The organism is Klebsiella sp. NPDC088457, assembly GCF_044900465.1.
Classification (GTDB): domain Bacteria; phylum Pseudomonadota; class Gammaproteobacteria; order Enterobacterales; family Enterobacteriaceae; genus Klebsiella.
Genome location: NZ_JBJDNH010000016.1, coordinates 1 through 19,511 on the forward strand (window position 1 = coordinate 1; position 19,511 = coordinate 19,511).

Annotated in this window: 17 protein-coding genes and 1 rRNA gene; 8 read left to right on the forward strand and 10 right to left on the reverse strand. The window is 55.0% G+C overall.

Going from position 1 to position 19,511, the window contains the following annotated elements:
- Positions 1-88: ribosomal RNA gene (gene rrf / locus ACI2JR_RS12030) — 5S ribosomal RNA — on the forward strand; the annotation flags it as partial.
- A 447-nt stretch (positions 89-535) separates the two neighbouring features.
- Positions 536-1,834: an MFS transporter gene (locus ACI2JR_RS12035; protein WP_132726204.1), complete on the forward strand. Its 1,299-nt coding sequence runs from the start codon at positions 536-538 to the stop codon at positions 1,832-1,834.
- Between the two features lie 2 nt (positions 1,835-1,836).
- Here ACI2JR_RS12035 and ACI2JR_RS12040 read toward each other — a convergent pair whose 3' ends face one another.
- The 5 genes from ACI2JR_RS12040 to trxC form a co-directional block, all read right to left on the reverse strand.
- The gene (locus ACI2JR_RS12040) at positions 1,837-2,160 is read right to left on the reverse strand and encodes a YfiM family lipoprotein (RefSeq protein ID WP_462478645.1); all 324 of its coding nucleotides are present in this window, start codon (positions 2,158-2,160) and stop codon (positions 1,837-1,839) included.
- A gap of 41 nt (positions 2,161-2,201) precedes the next feature.
- Complete coding sequence (gene pssA, locus ACI2JR_RS12045; RefSeq protein WP_462478678.1) at positions 2,202-3,557, reverse strand: CDP-diacylglycerol--serine O-phosphatidyltransferase; 1,356 nt, start codon at positions 3,555-3,557, stop codon at positions 2,202-2,204.
- A gap of 114 nt (positions 3,558-3,671) precedes the next feature.
- Positions 3,672-6,329: a protein lysine acetyltransferase gene (gene pat, locus ACI2JR_RS12050; protein ID WP_462478646.1), complete on the reverse strand. Its 2,658-nt coding sequence runs from the start codon at positions 6,327-6,329 to the stop codon at positions 3,672-3,674.
- 35 nt (positions 6,330-6,364) lie between these two features.
- Entirely contained in the window at positions 6,365-7,063 is a 699-nt protein-coding gene (locus tag ACI2JR_RS12055) for a tRNA-uridine aminocarboxypropyltransferase (protein WP_132726195.1), read from the reverse strand.
- 71 nt (positions 7,064-7,134) lie between these two features.
- Positions 7,135-7,560: a thioredoxin TrxC gene (gene trxC, locus ACI2JR_RS12060; protein WP_132726193.1), complete on the reverse strand. Its 426-nt coding sequence runs from the start codon at positions 7,558-7,560 to the stop codon at positions 7,135-7,137.
- A 203-nt stretch (positions 7,561-7,763) separates the two neighbouring features.
- Between trxC and ACI2JR_RS12065 the strand changes: the two genes are divergently transcribed.
- Positions 7,764-8,834 carry a tRNA/rRNA methyltransferase gene (locus ACI2JR_RS12065; protein ID WP_132726190.1) on the forward strand — a complete coding sequence of 357 codons (1,071 nt, stop codon included), beginning with the start codon at positions 7,764-7,766 and terminating at the stop codon, positions 8,832-8,834.
- A 69-nt stretch (positions 8,835-8,903) separates the two neighbouring features.
- Here the strand turns inward: ACI2JR_RS12065 and ung are convergent, their stop codons facing one another.
- Entirely contained in the window at positions 8,904-9,593 is a 690-nt protein-coding gene (ung, locus tag ACI2JR_RS12070) for a uracil-DNA glycosylase (RefSeq protein WP_132726187.1), read from the reverse strand.
- Between the two features lie 316 nt (positions 9,594-9,909).
- Here ung and grcA point away from each other — a divergent pair, with 316 nt between their 5' ends.
- A complete protein-coding gene (grcA, locus tag ACI2JR_RS12075; RefSeq protein ID WP_004866471.1) occupies positions 9,910-10,293 on the forward strand; it encodes an autonomous glycyl radical cofactor GrcA in 384 nt (127 codons plus the stop codon).
- A 54-nt stretch (positions 10,294-10,347) separates the two neighbouring features.
- Here grcA and ACI2JR_RS12080 read toward each other — a convergent pair whose 3' ends face one another.
- The gene (locus ACI2JR_RS12080; RefSeq protein WP_132726184.1) at positions 10,348-11,712 is read right to left on the reverse strand and encodes a PTS transporter subunit EIIC; all 1,365 of its coding nucleotides are present in this window, start codon (positions 11,710-11,712) and stop codon (positions 10,348-10,350) included.
- A gap of 273 nt (positions 11,713-11,985) precedes the next feature.
- On the opposite strand from ACI2JR_RS12080, the gene ACI2JR_RS12085 reads away from it, so the two are divergent.
- Positions 11,986-13,185, forward strand: coding sequence for an enolase C-terminal domain-like protein (locus tag ACI2JR_RS12085; protein WP_462478647.1), 1,200 nt, complete (start codon positions 11,986-11,988; stop codon positions 13,183-13,185).
- Here ACI2JR_RS12085 and ACI2JR_RS12090 read toward each other — a convergent pair whose 3' ends face one another.
- Together ACI2JR_RS12090 and srmB are read right to left on the reverse strand one after the other, a co-directional pair.
- On the reverse strand, positions 13,186-13,905 hold the full coding sequence (locus ACI2JR_RS12090) for a GntR family transcriptional regulator (protein ID WP_132726178.1): 720 nt from the start codon (positions 13,903-13,905) through the stop codon (positions 13,186-13,188).
- A 117-nt stretch (positions 13,906-14,022) separates the two neighbouring features.
- Positions 14,023-15,348 (reverse strand): ATP-dependent RNA helicase SrmB, encoded by a 1,326-nt coding sequence (srmB, locus tag ACI2JR_RS12095; RefSeq protein WP_132726175.1) that lies wholly within the window; start codon positions 15,346-15,348, stop codon positions 14,023-14,025.
- A gap of 132 nt (positions 15,349-15,480) precedes the next feature.
- Between srmB and ACI2JR_RS12100 the strand changes: the two genes are divergently transcribed.
- Positions 15,481-16,218 carry a tRNA1(Val) (adenine(37)-N6)-methyltransferase gene (locus ACI2JR_RS12100; protein WP_462478648.1) on the forward strand — a complete coding sequence of 246 codons (738 nt, stop codon included), beginning with the start codon at positions 15,481-15,483 and terminating at the stop codon, positions 16,216-16,218.
- Here the strand turns inward: ACI2JR_RS12100 and nadB are convergent.
- The gene (gene nadB, locus ACI2JR_RS12105; RefSeq protein WP_462478649.1) at positions 16,203-17,822 is read right to left on the reverse strand and encodes an L-aspartate oxidase; all 1,620 of its coding nucleotides are present in this window, start codon (positions 17,820-17,822) and stop codon (positions 16,203-16,205) included. The genes ACI2JR_RS12100 and nadB overlap by 16 nt on opposite strands.
- 421 nt (positions 17,823-18,243) lie before the next feature.
- On the opposite strand from nadB, the gene rpoE reads away from it, so the two are divergent.
- Both rpoE and rseA read left to right on the forward strand, forming a co-directional pair.
- On the forward strand, positions 18,244-18,819 hold the full coding sequence (gene rpoE, locus ACI2JR_RS12110; protein ID WP_004866461.1) for an RNA polymerase sigma factor RpoE: 576 nt from the start codon (positions 18,244-18,246) through the stop codon (positions 18,817-18,819).
- Between the two features lie 31 nt (positions 18,820-18,850).
- Positions 18,851-19,501, forward strand: coding sequence for an anti-sigma-E factor RseA (gene rseA, locus ACI2JR_RS12115; protein ID WP_132726166.1), 651 nt, complete (start codon positions 18,851-18,853; stop codon positions 19,499-19,501).
- The last annotated feature ends 10 nt before the right edge of the window (positions 19,502-19,511 follow it).

Here is a 19,511-nt window from a genome sequence, read left to right on the forward strand (position 1 = left end):
CTGACCCCATGCCGAACTCAGAAGTGAAACGCCGTAGCGCCGATGGTAGTGTGGGGTCTCCCCATGTGAGAGTAGGGAACTGCCAGGCATCAAATACAGAAGTATGGCACTGACCTTTGAGGCAGTTCACTACTCGAAAGAGAGTAGGACAAAAGCGAAAGCTTTTGAACGTTGCGAAGCAACGGCCCGAAGGGTGGATCACAGAGTGATTCATAAACTGCCAGGCATCAAACCAGTAAGAAGCCCATCCTCGCGGATGGGATTTTTGCGTTTTCAGAACAAGGAACAACAGCAAAGAATCTGCCGGTGCAGGCAACATAAAAGCCTGCTGTAGCCGCCACCTCACCATATTTCACTTTATCCCCGCCCATGCTGTAGTGTTAATTCCGAAAACCACGTTACGAAAAAAAAATGTGAATTCAATCACATATAATTCAATAACAATTATATAACATTTGCTTTACTAATTGATTTGTCTCAGTGACGTGGTACGCCCGACAAGACAGATTGCAGTCTTTGCTGGAGCATAATTACAATGGCAGAAAGTAGTATTAACGAACGGGGATCGCACGATCATAGCGATACCCGCCGCCGTATATGGGCAATTGTGGGAGCATCTTCGGGGAATCTGGTTGAATGGTTTGATTTTTATGTCTATTCATTCTGCTCTCTCTACTTTGCGCACATCTTTTTCCCTTCCGGAAACACCACCACTCAGTTATTACAAACCGCCGGGGTATTCGCTGCCGGCTTCCTGATGCGGCCAATTGGCGGCTGGCTGTTTGGCCGGATAGCCGACCGTCGTGGGCGTAAAGCGTCAATGCTTATCTCAGTATGCATGATGTGCATGGGATCGTTAGTAATTGCCTGCCTGCCAGGCTACGAGACGATTGGTACCTGGGCCCCGGCATTATTACTGCTGGCCCGGCTGTTCCAGGGGCTCTCCGTAGGCGGTGAGTACGGGACTAGCGCTACCTACATGAGCGAGGTCGCCATTGAAGGCAAGAAAGGCTTCTACGCTTCATTCCAGTATGTCACCCTGATTGGTGGACAGCTGCTGGCCGTACTGGTCGTGGTTGCGCTGCAACAAATTCTCAGCGATCGGCAGCTGCATGCCTGGGGATGGCGTATACCTTTTGCCCTGGGAGCCGTTCTTGCCATCGTGGCGCTGTGGCTGCGCCGTCAGCTGGATGAAACCTCTAAGCAGGAGACACGTGCGTTAAAAGAGGCGGGCTCCTTCAAGGGGCTATGGCGCAACCGGAAAGCCTTTATGATGGTGCTTGGTTTTACCGCCGCCGGTTCGTTAAGCTTTTATACCTTCACCACCTATATGCAGAAATATCTGGTTAATACGGCAGGGATGAGCGCCAGCACGGCCAGTATGATTATGACCGCTGCGCTGTTTGTTTACATGCTGGTGCAACCGCTATTCGGGGCGTTGTCGGATAAGATGGGACGCCGGACATCAATGCTGTGCTTCGGCTCATTAGCGACGCTCTTTACCGTGCCGATTTTAAGCGCGTTGCAGGGCGTGACTTCACCGTATGCGGCGTTTGCGCTGGTCATCTGTGCATTGATGATCGTGAGTTTCTATACCTCGATCAGCGGGATCCTGAAAGCGGAGATGTTCCCGGCGCAGGTTCGTGCGCTAGGGGTGGGGTTATCCTATGCGGTGGCGAATGCGCTGTTCGGCGGTTCGGCAGAGTATGTGGCACTGTCGCTAAAATCCGCCGGAATAGAACATGCCTTTTACTGGTATGTTACGGTGATGGCGGCGATAGCATTCCTGGTTTCCCTGATGCTGCATCGTAAAGGTAAAGGGCTACGGTTGTAGGTTTATTGGTGCGCCAGCTGCCACACGGCATAGCCCGTCGTGGCACCGGCCACATCCCAGGCAAAGTCCTTCCAGCTCCAGCCGCTTCCTGCCGGGCGGCTGTCCCAAAGCTCTTTCGACGCCCCCAGGCTGACGGAAAAAATAAAGCCGATAGCGGCGCTTCGCTCACGGCTGTATCCCTGATGCCGGGCATATTCGTTGCCTGCGGCAGAGATCATGGCCGAGGCAAGAAAGTGCTGGGCTTTATCCTGGCCGCTCCAGGCGTCATTGGCCATATGGCTACAGCCGGTGAGCAACAGTGGGGTAATCAAGATGAGTTTACGCATAGTCATTCCAGAAAAAAGCCCCGACGATGCGGGGCCGATATTCAGAGAATACGACTGATCAGCCGGTCGATACGGATCCGTCTTAGCCGACGAATCAGTTTGCGTACTTTTACCGGATAATCAGCAATGCTTTGCAGATCGCGATAGTGTTTCACGACGGTGGTGTGCTGGCGAATCAGATGCAGTTCTTTTTCACGCATAGCGCCCAGTTGATGCTGCGGATCGTGAATAAGAATGGCGTTTTCCAGATCCAGGCGCCAGGCCCGCGGATTGAGGTTATTACCCGTCAGCAGCATCCACTCGTCATCGACCCACATCCCTTTGAGGTGATAGCTGTTATCGTCATCTTTCCACAGACGCACAATCAACTGCTCGGTATTGACGTAATACTGCAGTCGACTCAGAAAACGACGCAGATTGATTTCATACAGATAGGGGAGGGCGCCGATAATTTTAAACGGCTGATCTTCCGGAATGTAGAAGTCATTTGCCGTTTTATCGCCAACGATAATCTCCACCTTTTTCCCGCTGCGCAGCAGCTGGATGATGTTACGTACCAGCAGGGCCGGCAGGTTGAAGTAAGGGGTGCAGATAGTCAGCTTATGCTCGGCGCAGGGCATTAGATGAAAAATGGTTTTATTCAGCAGGCTTGATTTGCCCAGACCCACCAGCGGCGTGACCGACAGCTGGTCATCATCGGCGTTGCCGAGAAAATGATAGCTGCTGTCGCGAAGCTCCTGGCGGTACTGACGGATATCATTTTTGATTTCCGGGCTTTTCGGGCGAGCGGCGCTGTCAAGGCGGTTCACACCGCGCCCCTGGACCAGGTTGTGTTCGACCCAATCGAATATCACATCGGCCATTTTGCCGTTGCGAATACATTGGTAGCGGTCGTAACGATATTTGTCGTGCTGATGCAGATAAACATCGTTCAGGCTTGCGCCGCTGTAGAGGACGCAATCATCGATAATGAAACCTTTAAAATGCAGAACGCCGAGCGCTTCTCGCGTATTGACCGGCACTCCGTAGACCGGGATATCGACCCCCGGGTTTTCCTGAGCCATACGGCAGTACCAGTCGGCGTTGGTGTTGGCTGCCGCCGCGCCAATACGCCCACGCTGGGCGCGATGCCAGTCAACCAGAACGCGAACGTCTAACCCAGGGCGCTGGCGTTTGGCGTCATACAGCGCCTGCAGAATTCCTTTGCCGCCATCATCCTGTTCCAGATAGAGCGCAATAATGCAAATACGCTGGGTGGCGTGGGCTATCCTGGCCAGTAACGCTTGCCGAAAATCCGCAGGAGCGTAAAAGAACTCGATATCATCAACTGACTGAGAAAGCTTAGGGAGTTGGGCAAGGTGTTGTTGATGTTTATTACGCTTAAATTTTGACAACATCACAGTGCGTTTCTTCTCTGTTTATTGAAGGGTCTTCTGTACCATGCAGACGACGTAAGCGGGCAATAATAACATTACTGCTCGCGAATGTGGTCAACAATTGCGGCCGCCGGTTTATGATTGCTGTGGTGCAAACTGCAGGGACAAACTCACAATCCCCTCTTCCAGTTGAATATCAACGGCAAACCCCAGCTTCCTGGCGAGGCCGATCATGCCTCTGTTATTGGGCATGGTGATCCCATTCAGACGCTGCAGGCCGTGGTTTTGCGTATAGGCAATCAGCTTTTCCAGCAGGCGCCGGCCTAAACCTAACCCTTTTAAATCGGAACGCACCAGTACGGCAAATTCCGCATCAATATTATCCGGATCGGAGATAGCCCTCGTGACGCCGAGGATCTCATTCCCTCCGGCGGTCGCGCGAACGGCAACAAACGCCATTTCTCGATCGTAGTCGATCTGCGTCATATTGGCTAAATCATCATGGGTAAATTCATTGATCTCGCTGAAATAGCGGTAATAAAGATCTTCCTTCGTAACCTGAGCGATAAAGGCCACCAGCAGCGGTTCATCTTCCGGCAGGATCGGGCGGAACAGGCAGCGCTCGCCATTTTTCATGACCACCCACTCTTCTTGCTGCTGCGGATAGGGGCGTATCGCCAGCCGGCTTTCGCTGTCGCCGGTAAAGGGAGCAAGGCTTAAGGTGACATCGAGGGCGGTAAACTCGTTACCGGAGGCCAGTAGGGGGTGGATATCCAGTCGCTGGATCTCCGGGCAGTCGACGATAAGATTCGATACCTGAACCAGCAGTTGGCTCAAGCCCGGGACGTCCAGCGGGCGCAGCGCGCTACGACCGCGGATCTTCTTGCTCTTGATCGCCTGGATCACCAGATAGCGGGCCAGATTCATATTTAACGGCGGCAGGGCGACGGCGGCCTGATCTTCAGCACGCCATTCTACCCCGCCTTCACCTAACATAATCAGCGGGCCGAACACCGGATCGTACTCAACGACGACGCGTAGCTCCTGCGCGCCGGCGCGGTTTGCCATGCTTTGCACCAGCAGGCCGTGAATTCGCGCCTGCGGCCAGGTCATTTTTACGCGGTCGAAAATGGCGTCCGCCGCCTGCTGCACTTCTGCGGCGGTACGAAGATAGAGCATGACGCCCTGAACTTCCGATTTGTGCGGGATATCCGGCGAACGTAGCTTGAGCGCGACCGGGTAACCAATTTGCTCAGCGATATGTACCGCTTCAGCGCTGTCGGCGGCAATCCAGGTCGGTAGGGTGTGGATGCCGTAAGCGTGCAATACCGGGCTCACCTCATGCGTATCTAATGAACCGGCACCCTCGCTAATTGCCCGCTGCAACAGTATATGGGCTTCCGCGGTATTAGCTGTCACCATGTCTGACAGCACCGGCGTCTCCCGCAGCTGTTTCTGGTTACGTCGGTACTCCACCATATGCATAAAGGCGGTAATGGTCCCTTCCGGCGTGCGGTAGGTTGGCAGACCGGCATCGCTGAACAGACGGCGGGCCTCCTGGGAAGAGTATTCCCCGCACCAGTTGGTCAGTACAGTAACGTACTTACCGCGCGGATGCTGCTTCAGGGCGTCAATCAGCGCCAGCGCGCTTTCAGTTCCGGGGGCTGCAGCGCTGGGGGAATGAATCACCAGCAGGGCGTCGTAATCCTGGCTATCCAGCAGTACGTTCAGCGCCTTGAGATAGTGCTCGCTGCTGGCATCATCACGCAAATCCAGCGGGTTGGCGATGCTAACCCCACCCGGTAGCGCCAGGCGCAGTTTGTCGCCGGTCTCTGCGCTGAGGGTGGCAAGCTTGCCGTTGCGTAGCCACAGCTCATCCAGCGCCAGCGCGGCAGGAGCGGCGCCGTTGCTGATAATCATTAATTTCTCGCCGCGCAGCGGGCGCATATGGCTGAGGGTTTCGACCGCCGAGAAGAGCTCATGCGTATCCTGCACCCGCAGTAAACCTGCTCGTTGAATAGCGGCATCCCAGGCCGGATCCATACCTGAATTGACGTGCAGCAGTTTTTGCGCGGCCGGGCTACGACCGCTTTTGATCACCAGAATCGGCTTATTGCGCGATGCGCTGCGGGCCGCGGAAACAAAACGGCGGGCATCACTGATGTGTTCAAGATAGAGCAGAATGGCGCTGGTTTTGCTATCGCGCGCCAGAAAGTCGAGCAGATCGTCAACGTCGATATCCAGGCTATCTCCCAGCGCGATAAAGTAAGAAAACCCCATTTCGCGCTGCTGCGCCCAGTCCAGAATGGTATTGGAAACCGCGGCGGACTGCGAGATAAACGCCAGCTTGCCGCGATGAATCGGCACCGGGGAAAAGCTGGCATTCAGTCCTTGCCAGGGGGCCAGCAGGCCGAGACTGTTAGGGCCCAGCAGGCGCATCTGGTAGCGGGCGGCGCATTCGAGCAGCGCGGGGGACTGTTCCGCTGGCGAAGAGAGAATAATACAGGTCTTACACCCCTTTTGCCCCAGGGCCTCCAGCAGTTCGGGATTGCGCCGGGCGTTGGTGCAGAGTACGGCGAGGTCGGGAGTGAACGGCAGACTATCGATAGTGGGCCAGGCCAGCACCCCCAGAACAGCTTTCCAGGCCGGCGTGACCGGCAGAACCGGGCCGTTGAATCCACCGCCCAGCAGGTTGCGCATCATCAGATAGCCGGCACGCTGTGGTTTCATTGATGCGCCAATAACGGCGATCGATTTTGGTCGCAGCAGCGCTTCCAGGCCTCGTTGGCTCATACCGGTCTCCTTTGATCCCCAGTGACCGAATGATTTTAAACGTTTTCTACCGATTGTGCTGTGATGCTGCCCTTATGCTGAGTCTTTCCTGCCAGATAGCGGGTACGGAACAGGCTAAAGTGGTCCCCGAGCGCGCGGGCCGCCGTTTCATCCCCCGCGAGATCCAGCAGCGCAATGGCGACTTCCGCAGTGCAGTATTGCCCCTCGGCATGAGCTTCTCTCAGGTGATAGGCGGAGATGCGTGACAGATCGACGGAGATAATCGGAAGTGCATCGAGATACGGGCTTTTGCGAAACATTTTTCGCGCTTCCGTCCAGGTACCGTCAAGCATGATAAATAGCGGTGGTTTACCCGCTGGCGGGGCGCTCAGCACCTGGCGTTCCGTTCCTGCATATGAGGCCGGAAAGACGACCATGGGCTGGTAATTCGCATCGGCGACGACATCAAGCAACGCCTGCGGCGGTTCAGTTCGCGACCATTGAAATGCTTCGGTGTCCGGCAGGATATCCGCGATTAACCGCCCGGTATTGCTGGGCTTCATTGGTTCGGTATCGAACATCACCAGGCAGAAACGGCTGGCGGCCTGCGCGGGCGCCAGAGTTGCGCACAGGCACTGCTTCAATGGCAGCAGACAGCGTTGGCAGCGGTGAATGCGGTTACCACGGGCCAGAAACGGCCGGGTCGCGCGAGCGAGACGTTCGGCGCGAAGACGAAGGACGGCGTTATCAATCATTAAAGTGTCGCTAAGGAAAAACGCCATTGTCGCAGAGCAGAAAAAGGGGCACAAGCGGTGCCCCTGGCGGTTTATTGCTGGTTGGCTTCGTTTAACCAACTGTCGAATGGCGCTTTGGGTACGGCGCCGTTCAGCATGTCGATGACTTCACCATTTTTAAACATCATAATGGTCGGGATACTGCGGATGCGGAAACGGGCGCTCAGCTCGCGTTCGGCTTCGGTATTCACTTTGACGAAGCGCATCGTGCCGCTGCGTTCTTCCGCAACGTCTTCAAAGATCGGGGCGAAATTACGGCAAGGGCCGCACCATGGCGCCCAGAAATCAACAACAACGGGTAGATCGTCCTTCAGCAGTTTATCCAGCGTTGCCCCGGTCGCGTTGATGACGTCGCCGTCAAAAAGATCGTGGCCGCAGCGTCCGCACTTAGCGCCATCAGCGCTACGTTCGTCGGGGATGCGGTTCAGAGCCTGACAACTGGCACAAACGGTATTCATAACTAACCTCTGGTTATAGGTTGCAGCATGGCACGTGGCCGATTTGTATCTTTAATGTTACATATTATCGATTAGCGACTCTTAAACAACAATGTGTTTTGTTCAATGAATACGATAGACCCTATCTTTTAAACGAAATCATGGCGCAGCGGTGACACATCGGGTAATCTGCGCGCTTCGCGCAGCGCAGGTGGAGAAAATTGATGAGCGACGAACTGAAAAATAAAAGCGGCAAGGTCAAAGTGATGTATGTCCGCAGTGATGATGATTCTGACAGACGCACCCATAACCCGCGTACCGGGAAAGGGGGAGGGCGTCCAGGAAAATCTCGTGTCGACGGCCGTAGCCGCCCTGCCCGCGATGAGCGAAACAGCCGCGGTGATGACCGCAAACGTGACGATCGTAAACGTGATGATGCCGATCGCGAGAGTTCCTCTCCGTGGCGTACGGTGTCGCGTGCGCCAAATGATGAAGCGGCGCTGAAGCCCGATCACGGCGGCATCAGCGGCAAAAGCTTTATCGATCCGGAAGTCCTGCGTCGTCAGCGCGCGGAAGAGACCCGCGTTTACGGTGAGAATGCCTGTCAGGCGCTGTTCCAGAGCCGCCCGGAAGCGATTGTGCGGGCCTGGTTTGTCCAGAGCGTCACCCCGCGTTTCAAAGAAGCGCTGCGCTGGATGGCGGCGAACCGCAAAGCCTATCATGTTGTTGATGAAGCTGAGCTGGCAAAAGCCTCCGGCACTGAACACCACGGCGGCGTTTGCTTCCTGATTAAGAAACGCAACGGCACCTCGGTGGCCCAGTGGGTCGCTAAAGCCGATGCAGAAGACTGCGTACTGGCGCTGGAAGATGTTGGTAACCCGCATAACCTCGGCGCAATCATGCGTAGCTGCGCGCATTTCGGCGTGAAGGGCGTGGTGGTACAGGACGCCGGCATGCTGGAGTCTGGCGCGGCGATCCGTACCGCAGAAGGTGGCGCAGAACACGTAGAACCGATCACCGGCGACAGCTTCCTCGATACGCTGGAGCAGTTCCGTCAGGCCGGCTACGCCATCGTTTCCACCTCCAGCCACAACGGTACGCCGCTGCATAAAGCCGAGCTGCCGAAGAAAATGGTACTGGCGTTAGGCCAGGAGCGTGATGGTCTGTCCGATGCGGCGATTTCCAGCGCCGATCTTAACGTTGCCATTCAAGGTACCGGAAATGTGGAAAGCCTGAACGTCTCCGTCGCGACCGGTGTTTTACTGGCCGAATGGTGGCGGCAGAACAAGGCCTGACGGCTGAGTTCACGCAAAAAAATGCCAGCGCGAGGCTGGCATTTTTGTTTCTGCCGCGTTGCGCCAGCGTTATTCCTGCGCGGCGGGCAGTACCGGCATCCAGTCAATGGGCGCTTCGCCACGCTCGGCCAGCCACTGATTGGCCTGCACAAAATGATTACTGCCAAAGAAGCCGCGATGGGCGGAAAGCGGCGATGGATGCGGCGCTTTCAGTACGCAATGACGCTGGCGATCGATAATCGCCCCTTTCTTCTGCGCATGAGACCCCCACAGTAAAAACACCACCCCTTCCCGATGTTCATTTATCAGCGAAATCACTTTATCGGTAAAGGTTTCCCAACCCAGGCTGGCATGTGAATGCGCCTGGCCTGCGCGCACCGTTAAGACGGTGTTGAGCAGCAGTACGCCCTGTCGCGCCCAGCTTTCGAGGTATCCATGGGGAGGGCGGCTGAATCCAGGGACGGTTCCCTCCAGTTCTTTATACATATTCAGCAGCGACGGCGGCGTCTGGATACCGGGGAGCACGGAGAAGGCCAGACCGTGCGCCTGCCCGGGCCCGTGATAGGGATCCTGCCCAAGAATGACCACTTTAACATCGCCCAGTTCGGTATAGCGAAAGGCATTGAAGACGTCTTTTTGCGGCGGATAAATCGTGATACCCGACTGGCGCTCTTCGGCGACGGTTTTCAGAGTATTGACAAAATAGGGCTGCTGCTTCTCTTCCGCCAGCACGTCGTGCCAGGTCAATGGTGTGGTCATCCTGCTCTCCTGCAAAGTGTTATGGCTATAGCTTAACTGCTTCTTTCGGCATAACAAAATAGGTACTGCGCGGCTGACGTTTTACATGCAAAAAAAATTGAAATTTTACAAAAATATTTTGCGTGGGATATGGCGTAACTTGATGTAAAACAATAATATCCCTCTATACCCATTTTTATTACATGGTTTTTATTGATTTAAGTCAATGAATGCCCGGTGTTTGACTGATATACATACACTCAGACAACATTGGTTTTACCAATTGGCCGGGAAAGGGCCAATAAGACGAATAAAAATTGCCTAAGGGAGGCATCAAATGATTACTGGTATCCAAATTACTAAAGCTGCAAACGACGACCTGCTGAACTCTTTCTGGCTGCTGGATAGCGAAAAAGGCGAAGCGCGTTGCCTGTGTGCAAAAGGCGGTTTTGCTGAAGATGATGTGGTTGCGGTCAACAAACTTGGCGAAATCGAATACCGTGAAATTCCGCTCGACGTTAAGCCGGAAGTGCGCGTTGAAGGTGGCCAGCACCTGAACGTGAACGTGCTGCGTCGTGAAACGCTGCTGGATGCGGTTGAGCATCCGGAAAAATACCCGCAGCTGACCATTCGTGTCTCTGGCTATGCGGTGCGCTTTAACTCCCTGACGCCAGAACAGCAGCGTGACGTTATCGCGCGTACTTTCACTGAAAGTTTGTAAGCGTTAGCAAAAACCCCCGGTTCAATCGAGCCGGGGGTTTTTTATTATGTCGGGCTACGGTTCCCGTCTTACCAGCAGCGTAGTGAGCGTGAACGACAATAGTATGGCGATAGCCACGCCTGACAGCGCAAAGATAAAGTAGGGACCGATGTAAGCCGGCAGGCTAAAAATGCTCGATAAAATATAACCGTACAGCCGTACTCCGAAGAAAGCGATAAAGGCTGAGGCCAGCGAACTGGCAATGGTTGCCGCGACGAACGCTTTTTTATAGCGCGTTAAGACGCCAAATAGCGCGGGCTCGGTGATCCCCAGCAGCGCGGAAACTGCCGCGGACAGCGTGACCGTACGCTCCTGCCGGTTTTTGCTTACGCGCCAGATCGCAAAGGTGGCGCCCGCTATCGACATATTGGCCATAAACATCATCGGCATCAGCATGTCGTAACCGCGATCGCTGAAGTTCTGCAGGGCAATGGGCGTCATCGCATGATGCATCCCCGTCAGGATCGCGACCGGGCGGATAGCGCCCACAACCAGCCCGGCAAAACCGGCGGATATGCCGAACAGACCTTCAATAAACCACGCCAGCGCTTTGCCAAGCCAAATGCCAACCGGACCAATAATCACCAGCGCCGCCAGCGCGCCGAGAAACAGCGCCAGCGTCGGCGTGAACACGGTTTTCAGCACTTCGGGCATAATGCGATCGACCCAGGCGTGGATATATTTCAGCGCCAGCACGGAGAAGATAACCGGGATCACGCTGGAGGCGTAGTTGAATACGGGGATGGGAACGGCGTTTAGCAGCCACAGCGCGGAAGCGGCCCCCTCGTGATGGGCTGCCAGCGCCTTCGCGGCATCAATCAGGGTTGGGTACATCAGGCAGGCGGCAACGGCGACGGCCAGATACTCGTTGGTCTTAAAGATCTTTGCCGCCGAGACGGCAAGGAAAAAGGGCAGGAAATAGAATACACCGCTGGCGATAAGGTCGATGATCATAACGGTGTCGCTATTTTGCGGCACCGCCTTCAGCGCGATCAGTCCGGCCAGCAGGCCCTTTATCATCCCGGCTCCGGCAATGGCTGGCACGATTGGGCCAAAAACGCCCGAGACGGTATCCATAAACAGCGACACTGGCCCCTTACGCTGGCGGGGCTTTTCGGCGGCCTCTTCGCCGACGGTACCTAATGCCGCGAGCAGGCGTTCATACCAGTTATTAACCTTCGGCCCGATGATAATTTGAAACTGATCGCTCTGCAGCTGCGCGCCGAGCACGCCGGGCAGTTTCTTAATCTCTTCTTTTTCTACTTTGTTATCATCAATTAAATCAAAGCGTAATCGGGTCATACAGTGCCAGACGTTATTAATATTTTCTTTTCCGCCAATCAGCAAAATAATTCTGCTAATTGCATCTTGCGTCTCCATACCGGCTCCTGAAGCAATATGTTGTGCTGTTTACGTCGTGAAATGGTAAATAAGCCGATTTATAAAAACAAACCAATAAAATATGAGCTCAGTCACAAATTGCCGCAGTTATAGGTAATATTAGTGGGTTTTATCTAAATTGGTCTGTTTTTTAATGAAATTAAATCTGTTTTACGAACCAAAATTTTATTAAATAAAAAGGTTTACCTTGCGTAATAAATAGGGTGAAGATAATTGGCATCACCTTTTATTTTTGCCGCAGGGAGCCTTGCCGTGAACGCTACGCTAATTACCGATATTGAGTGTTTTATCACCCGCCCCGATCGCCATAACCTGGTCACGGTACGCGTGACCACCGACAAAGGGGCCGTGGGCCACGGCTGCGCGACTTTCCAGCAGCGCCCGCTGGCGGTCAAAACGATGGTTGATGAATACCTCAAGCCGCTGCTGCTTGGCCGCGATGCGAACAATATTGAAGACCTCTGGCAGATGATGAACGTCAACGCCTACTGGCGAAACGGGCCGGTAATGAATAACGCTATCGCCGGCGTTGATATGGCGCTTTGGGATATCAAAGCCCAGCTGGCGGGAATGCCGCTGTACCAGCTTTTTGGCGGCAAATCCCGTGACGCTATCCCGGCTTACACCCATGCCAGCGGTGAGACGGCGGAGGTGCTGTTTATATCCGTTGAGCGTCTGCTGGAAGAGGGCTATCGCCACATTCGCTGCCAGCTCGGTTTTTACGGCGGCACAGCGCAGGAGATACATACGCCGGAGAACCCGACGCCGGGCGCCTATTACGATCAGGATGAGTACATCAGGAATACGGTGGAGATGTTCCGGCTGCTGAGAGCGCGCTACGGGCACCGTTTTCATATCCTTCATGACGTCCACGAACGGCTCTTCCCGCAGCAGGCGCTGCAGCTGGCGAAGCAGCTCGAGCCCTATCAGCCGTGGTTTATTGAGGATATTTTAGCGCCGCAGCAGAGCGCATGGCTGGCGCAGATCCGCCAGCAAAGCGCAATTCCGCTCGCGATGGGGGAGCTGTTTAATAATCCGGCTGAATGGCATGACCTGATTGTTAACCGGCAGATTGATTTTATCCGCTGCCATATTTCGCAGATTGGCGGGATTACGCCGGCCCTGAAGCTGGCGGTGCTGTGTCAGGCATTCGGCGTGCGCGTGGCGTGGCACGGGCCCGGCGATATGACGCCGATTGGGGTTGCGGTCAATACCCACCTGAATATCTACCTCAATAATGCCGCAATTCAGGAATTTATACCGCGTTCTGCCGCTACTGATGCGGTATTCCCCGGAGCGCCCAGCGTCAATAACGGGTTTATCTATCCACCCACGGCGGCAGGGATTGGCGTCGGCTTTAACCAACAACTGGCGCAGACGTATCCTGTGGTCTATCGTCCGCACGAATGGACGCAGAGCCGCCTGCCTGACGGCACGATCCATACGCCATAATTAGTCCGAGGGCGCCTGGCGGAAGGTTAAGTTGTCGCGATTATGCGGAATAACGTAGGTGCAGGAGTAGTTGATATCGATAATATCGCTGATTTCATACACCTGCCCGCCGTCGAGGATCCCTCGATTGTTAATATGCATGGCCGGAATGCCCTTTTTGCAGCCCAGCAGGGCGGCCTGTTCCCGGCTGACGCTCACCGCCTGATAGGTGGTGAGCAAATGTGAAATTTGATATCCCCTGGAAAGCACGTACTGCTGCAGCGAGCGTTCGATAACCTCCCGGCTAAGATCGGCAAAGGCGGCGGCCGGCATACGCGAAATCTCAATCTGCACCGCTACGTTATCAACGAAGCGCAGGCGGCAAAATTGCCAGATAAACTCCTCATCCGTTATGCCGAAAATCTGCTGCTCCTCGCGGTCGGGGCGCTTTTTATGCAGGCTGATTGTCTGATAGCGCATCCGATCGAAGCGTTTTTCGGTGATGGAGTTATATACCAGCGGGTTGTTGCTCATTCGCTCGTTTATCCAAATCCCTGAGCCCTGTACGATACGTATGACGCCGATGTCAGCGAGTTTTTCCAGCGCTTGGCGAATGGTAAACCGTGAGACGCCATACTCCTCCGCCAGCCGGCGTTCAGGCGGGAGTTTACGGGGGCCGGGGTCATTGTGCTGGTAGATTTTGCTGAGCAGATCCTGGGTGACGAAATCTTTTTTTTTCATGATGACGCATTCCTCACTCAGCGGCCCACAGGGTAACGCTGCCTGTCGCTCCCCGCGGCGCTGTCGCCAGCGGATGTAAATGCAAGAACGCCGGGATATCCCGGCGTTCTTGTACTCTTAGCTCGACTGCTGCGGCGTATCGCTGCCGCTCGGCTTACGACGCTTGCCGATATTCTTAGCATCACGGTGACGTTTCTTCACGCGCGGCTTCTCTTTTTCTTCTTTTTTCTTCTCTGCGCGTTTGGCCAGCACTTTCTTAGACGGTTTGCCGGTTTGCTTCTCGCTCGGCGCACGGGTGGATGGGCGCAGTTCGTCGATAACGCGCGCCTTCAGCGGCTCGTCGATGTAGCGACCAATCTTGCCCAGCAGCAGGTGGTCATGGGCTTCAACCAGAGAAATGGCCACGCCTTTTTTCCCTGCGCGACCGGTTCGCCCGATACGGTGCAGATAGGTATCAGCGGTGCGCGGCATATCGAAGTTGAAGACGTGGCTAACGTCCGGAATATCAATTCCGCGGGCGGCAACGTCTGTCGCAATCAGCACGTTCATACGACCATCGGTCATACGTTTAATCGCTTCGTTACGTTTTGCCTGGACCATCTCGCCTTCCAGCCAGCAGGTATTGATGCCGGCTTCGCGCAGCCATGACGCCAGTTCATGAACACGCTCGCGTTTACGCACAAAGACGATAGAGCGGGTGGCGTCCGGCTGTTTTAGCAGGTTAACCAGCAGGGCGGTTTTATGCTTGACGTCATCGGCGCGATAGTACCATTGATGGATTTTTTTACGTTCGCGAGTGGACGGATTCGCCGACACTTCAACCGGCTCTTCCAGCAGACGCTCGGCAAAATCTTTAATCGCATCGCCTTCAAGGGTGGCGGAGAACAGCATGGTCTGCTTACGCCAGCGGGTTTCACCGGCAATGTGCTCGATATCCTGAGCGAAGCCCATGTCCAGCATACGGTCCGCTTCGTCGAGGATCAGCGTTTCCACCGCCCGGCAATCGAAGTTTTCTTCTTTAATATACTGCAGCAGTCGTCCGGTGGTGGCGACCACGATATCCTGATTCTCGCTGAACACTTCCGCGTGGTTCATATACGCAACGCCGCCGGTGATGGTGGCGATATCCAGATGGGTATGGGCAGCCAGCTCGCGCGCGTGGTCGGCAACCTGCATTGCCAGCTCACGGGTTGGCGTCAGGATAAGAATACGCGGCGGCCCCGACTTCTTACGCGGGAAATCAAGCAGATGCTGCAACGCTGGCAGCAGATATGCCGCTGTTTTACCGGTGCCTGTTGGGGCTGAACCGAGAATGTCACGGCCATCAAGCGCAGGCGGAATAGCGGCGGCCTGAATGGCTGTCGGGCGTGTGAAACCTTTTTCCTGGAGGGCTTCCAGCAGGTTTTCGTCGAGTTCAAGTTCGGAAAAAGTCGTTACAGTCATTATCTACCTCTGAGTGGACCGACGATTATAGACGTTACGGGCACAATGTTCATCTGTTTGTAAGGCTATCTGTTCTCCGGTATTGTGCATAGCCTTAAGCTCCGGAGTTTTTAGCCCGCAAGGTAGTTGAGGATGTCTCAGTCGAAGTTTGCGCTGCCGCGCAATGGTTTTACGTTTAAACAGTTCTTTGTGGCTCACGATCGCTGTGCGATGAAAGTCGGTACCGACGGTATTCTGCTCGGCGCGTGGGCGCCAATCGCGCAGGTAAAACACGTGCTGGATATCGGGACCGGCAGCGGTTTACTGGCCTTAATGCTGGCTCAGCGCACCGACGCGCGGGTAACGCTTGACGCAGTGGAACTTGACGGAGATGCTGCGGAACAGGCGCGAGACAACGTGGCGGCCTCTCCGTGGCCCGCGCGCATCGAAGTGCATCAGGCCGATATTCAACAGTGGCAGCCGCCGCAAACCCGGCGCTATGAACTGATTGTCAGCAATCCGCCGTTCTTTGCCGAAGGCGTGCCTTGCGCGACATCGCAGCGCGAGCAGGCGCGATACACCACCACGCTCGATCACGTGACGCTACTCACCTGCGTCGCGGAGTGTATCACAGAAGAGGGCTTTTTCTGCGTGGTGCTCCCGGTGGATATCGGTAATGAATTTGTGCAGCGCGCGCACACCCTGGGCTGGCATCTGCGTTTACGTACCGATGTGGTGGAAACGGAGATGCGCCCACCGCATCGGGTGCTGTTGGCCTTTTCGCCGACGGCGGGGGAGTGTTTTAGCGATCGGCTGATTATCCGTGGGCCAGAGCAACAATACTCCGAGGGATTTATTGCCCTGACCCAGGACTTTTATCTCTTTATGTGAACCTGAGGGGAGAGGATTGACGGCCCGCTCTCCGCGAGCTGCTCCGGATAATCCAGCGTATAGTGCAACCCGCGGCTCTCTTTGCGCTGCATCGCGCAGCGGACGATAAGTTCGGCGACCTGCACCAGGTTGCGTAATTCCAGCAAGTTGTTGGAGACGCGGAAGCGGGCATAGTATTCATCGAGCTCTTGTTGCAACATGGTGATTCGGCGCAGCGCGCGCTCCAGGCGCCGGGTGGTGCGCACAATCCCGACGTAGTCCCACATCAGCAATCTCAGCTCGTGCCAGTTATGCTGAATCACCACCAGCTCATCGGGGATCTCAACCTGGCTCTCATCCCAGCATGGCAGCCCGTTGGCCGGCTGGGCTGACGGCAGGCGCTGAATAATATCCTCGGCGGCGGACCAGCCGTAGACCAGGCATTCGAGCAGCGAATTGGAGGCCATGCGGTTAGCGCCGTGTAGCCCGGTGTAGCTGACCTCGCCGATAGCGTACAGCCCATCGACATCGGTACGACCGTTGTCATCAACCATCACGCCGCCGCAGGTATAGTGGGCGGCAGGTACGATAGGCACCGGCTCTTTGGTCAAATCGATCCCCAGTCCGAGCAGTTTTTCATAGATCATCGGGAAGTGCTGGCGGACAAAGGCTTCAGGTTTATGACTGATATCGAGATACATACAGTCGACACCGAGGCGTTTCATCTCATGATCAATGGCGCGGGCGACGATATCGCGTGGGGCCAGTTCGCCGCGCTCGTCAAAATCGGGCATAAACCGGGAGCCATCCGGGCGTTTCAGGTATGCGCCTTCGCCGCGAAGCGCCTCGGTCAGCAGGAAATTACGCGCCTGCGGATGATACAAGGCGGTGGGGTGAAACTGATTAAATTCCAGATTAGCAACGCGACAACCCGCGCGCCAGGCCATAGCAATCCCGTCGCCGGAAGAGACATCCGGATTGGTGGTGTACTGATACACTTTTGCCGCGCCGCCGGTGGCCAGGACGACGGATTTCGCGCTACAGGTTTCCACTTTTTCTTTATTACGGTTCCAGATCCAGGCCCCCATCACGCGGCGCGTACCGGGCAGGCCGATTTTATCGGAAATGATCAGATCGACTGCGTTACTGCGTTCCAGCACGCGAATATTCGGGTGCGAGAGCGCTTTGCTGACCAGCGTGGTCTCCACCGCTTTGCCGGTGGCATCGGCCGCGTGAAGGATGCGACGGTGGCTGTGCCCGCCTTCGCGGGTCAGGTGATAGCTCTGTTCGCCGTTGGCCTGGGTCTGAGTATCGAACAGCACGCCCTGATCGATCAGCCATTGCACGCAAGGTTTGGCATTGCTGGCCACGAAAGAGACGGCATGGCGGTCACACAGACCGGCTCCGGCGATGAGCGTATCTTCAACGTGGGATTCCACGCTGTCCGTCTCATCAAAAACGGCGGCGATTCCGCCCTGCGCGTAGAAGGTTGAACCTTCGCTGATGGGGCCTTTGCTGAGTACGGTAACGGAACTGTGCTCCGCCAGACGCAGTGCAAGGGACAAACCGGCGGCGCCGCTGCCGATGATCAGCACATCACAAGAGTAGTCAGGAGTTGTATTCATGGCCTTTGTTTAATTTACTAAACACGATTGGGCCACAATAGCACCAGGTCGTGATAAATCGTACATTTTTTTTACCGTTCGTTGTGGGGACTAAACATCGGGGCGCGTGCGGGCGAGGTGTAAACGAAAGAAAATATTTGCGAAGCAGATCGTTAGCTTCAGATTTTATAGTGAAATAAAAGCAAGGTTACGTTACCCTTCTGGCGGACCTTACGCTTTTTCATCATCATCTTATCAGGCGTTGAGTAACGGGACATATAATGAGAGATAACAAACCGTCCGCCGTTGCCAGACAAAAATCAAAGGCGTAACGGAACTTTATTGTTTTCAGACACTCCAATCGTCTGCTTGCTCATAATGCAGTGATTGGGTAGTGCTTTGAAGATGCATGGGAATTAGGTTTGGGGAGACATTACCTCGGATGAGCGAGCAGTTAACGGATCAGGTCCTCGTTGAACGGGTCCAGAAAGGAGATCAGAAAGCGTTTAATCTGCTGGTGGTGCGCTATCAGCATAAGGTCGCGAGCCTGGTCTCCCGCTATGTGCCACCGGGCGATATCCCTGACGTTGTTCAGGAATCGTTCGTAAAAGCATGGCGCGCGCTGGAGTCCTTCCGGGGGGATAGTGCTTTTTATACCTGGTTGTATCGTATCGCCGTCAACACGGCGAAGAATTATCTGGTAGCTCAGGGGCGCCGCCCACCGTCCAGCGATGTTGACGCCAACGAGGCGGAAAACTTCGAAAGTGGTGGAGCACTGAAAGAAATTTCGAACCCTGAGAACTTAATGTTGTCAGAAGAACTGAGACAAATAGTTTTTCGTACCATTGAATCGCTCCCGGAAGATTTACGCATGGCAATTACGTTGCGGGAGCTGGATGGCCTGAGCTATGAAGAGATAGCCGCCATCATGGATTGTCCGGTAGGGACAGTACGTTCGCGTATTTTCCGGGCACGAGAAGCTATTGATAATAAAGTTCAACCGCTAATCAGGCGTTGACGATAGCGGAATACTGAAAAGGGTATCAGGCATGCAGAAAGAAAAACTTTCGGCTTTAATGGATGGTGAAACGCTGGATAATGAGCTGCTCAATGAGTTGAGCCGTTCTTCTGAAATGCAAAAGACCTGGGAGAGCTACCATCTCATCCGCGATTCGCTGCGAGGCGATACCGCTGAGATGCTCCATTTTGATATCTCAGCCCGCGTCATGGCCGCCATTGAAAATGAGCCCGTTCGCCAGACGGTGCCGCTTATTCCCGAATCTCAGCCGGCACCACACCAGTGGCGTCAGATGCCTTTCTGGCAGAAAGTGCGTCCATGGGCCAGCTCATTGACTCAGATGGGGGTGGCTGCCTGCGTATCGCTGGCGGTTATCGTCGGCGTCCAACAATATAATGGGCAAAGCGACTCATCTCAGCAGCCTGAGGCACCGGTTTTCAACACCATGCCAATGATGGGTAAAGCCAGCCCGGTCAGTCTGGGCGTTCCGGCTGATGCGTCGGCGGGCAGCGGTCAGCAGGTGCAGGTGCAAGAACAGCGCCGCCGTATTAATGCTATGCTGCAGGACTATGAATTGCAGCGTCGCCTGCATGCAGAACAGCTTCAGTTTGGACAAGCCCAGACTCAGCAAGCCGCTGTTCAGGTGCCGGGTTATCAAACTTTAGGAACGCAATCGCAGTAATGAAGCAACT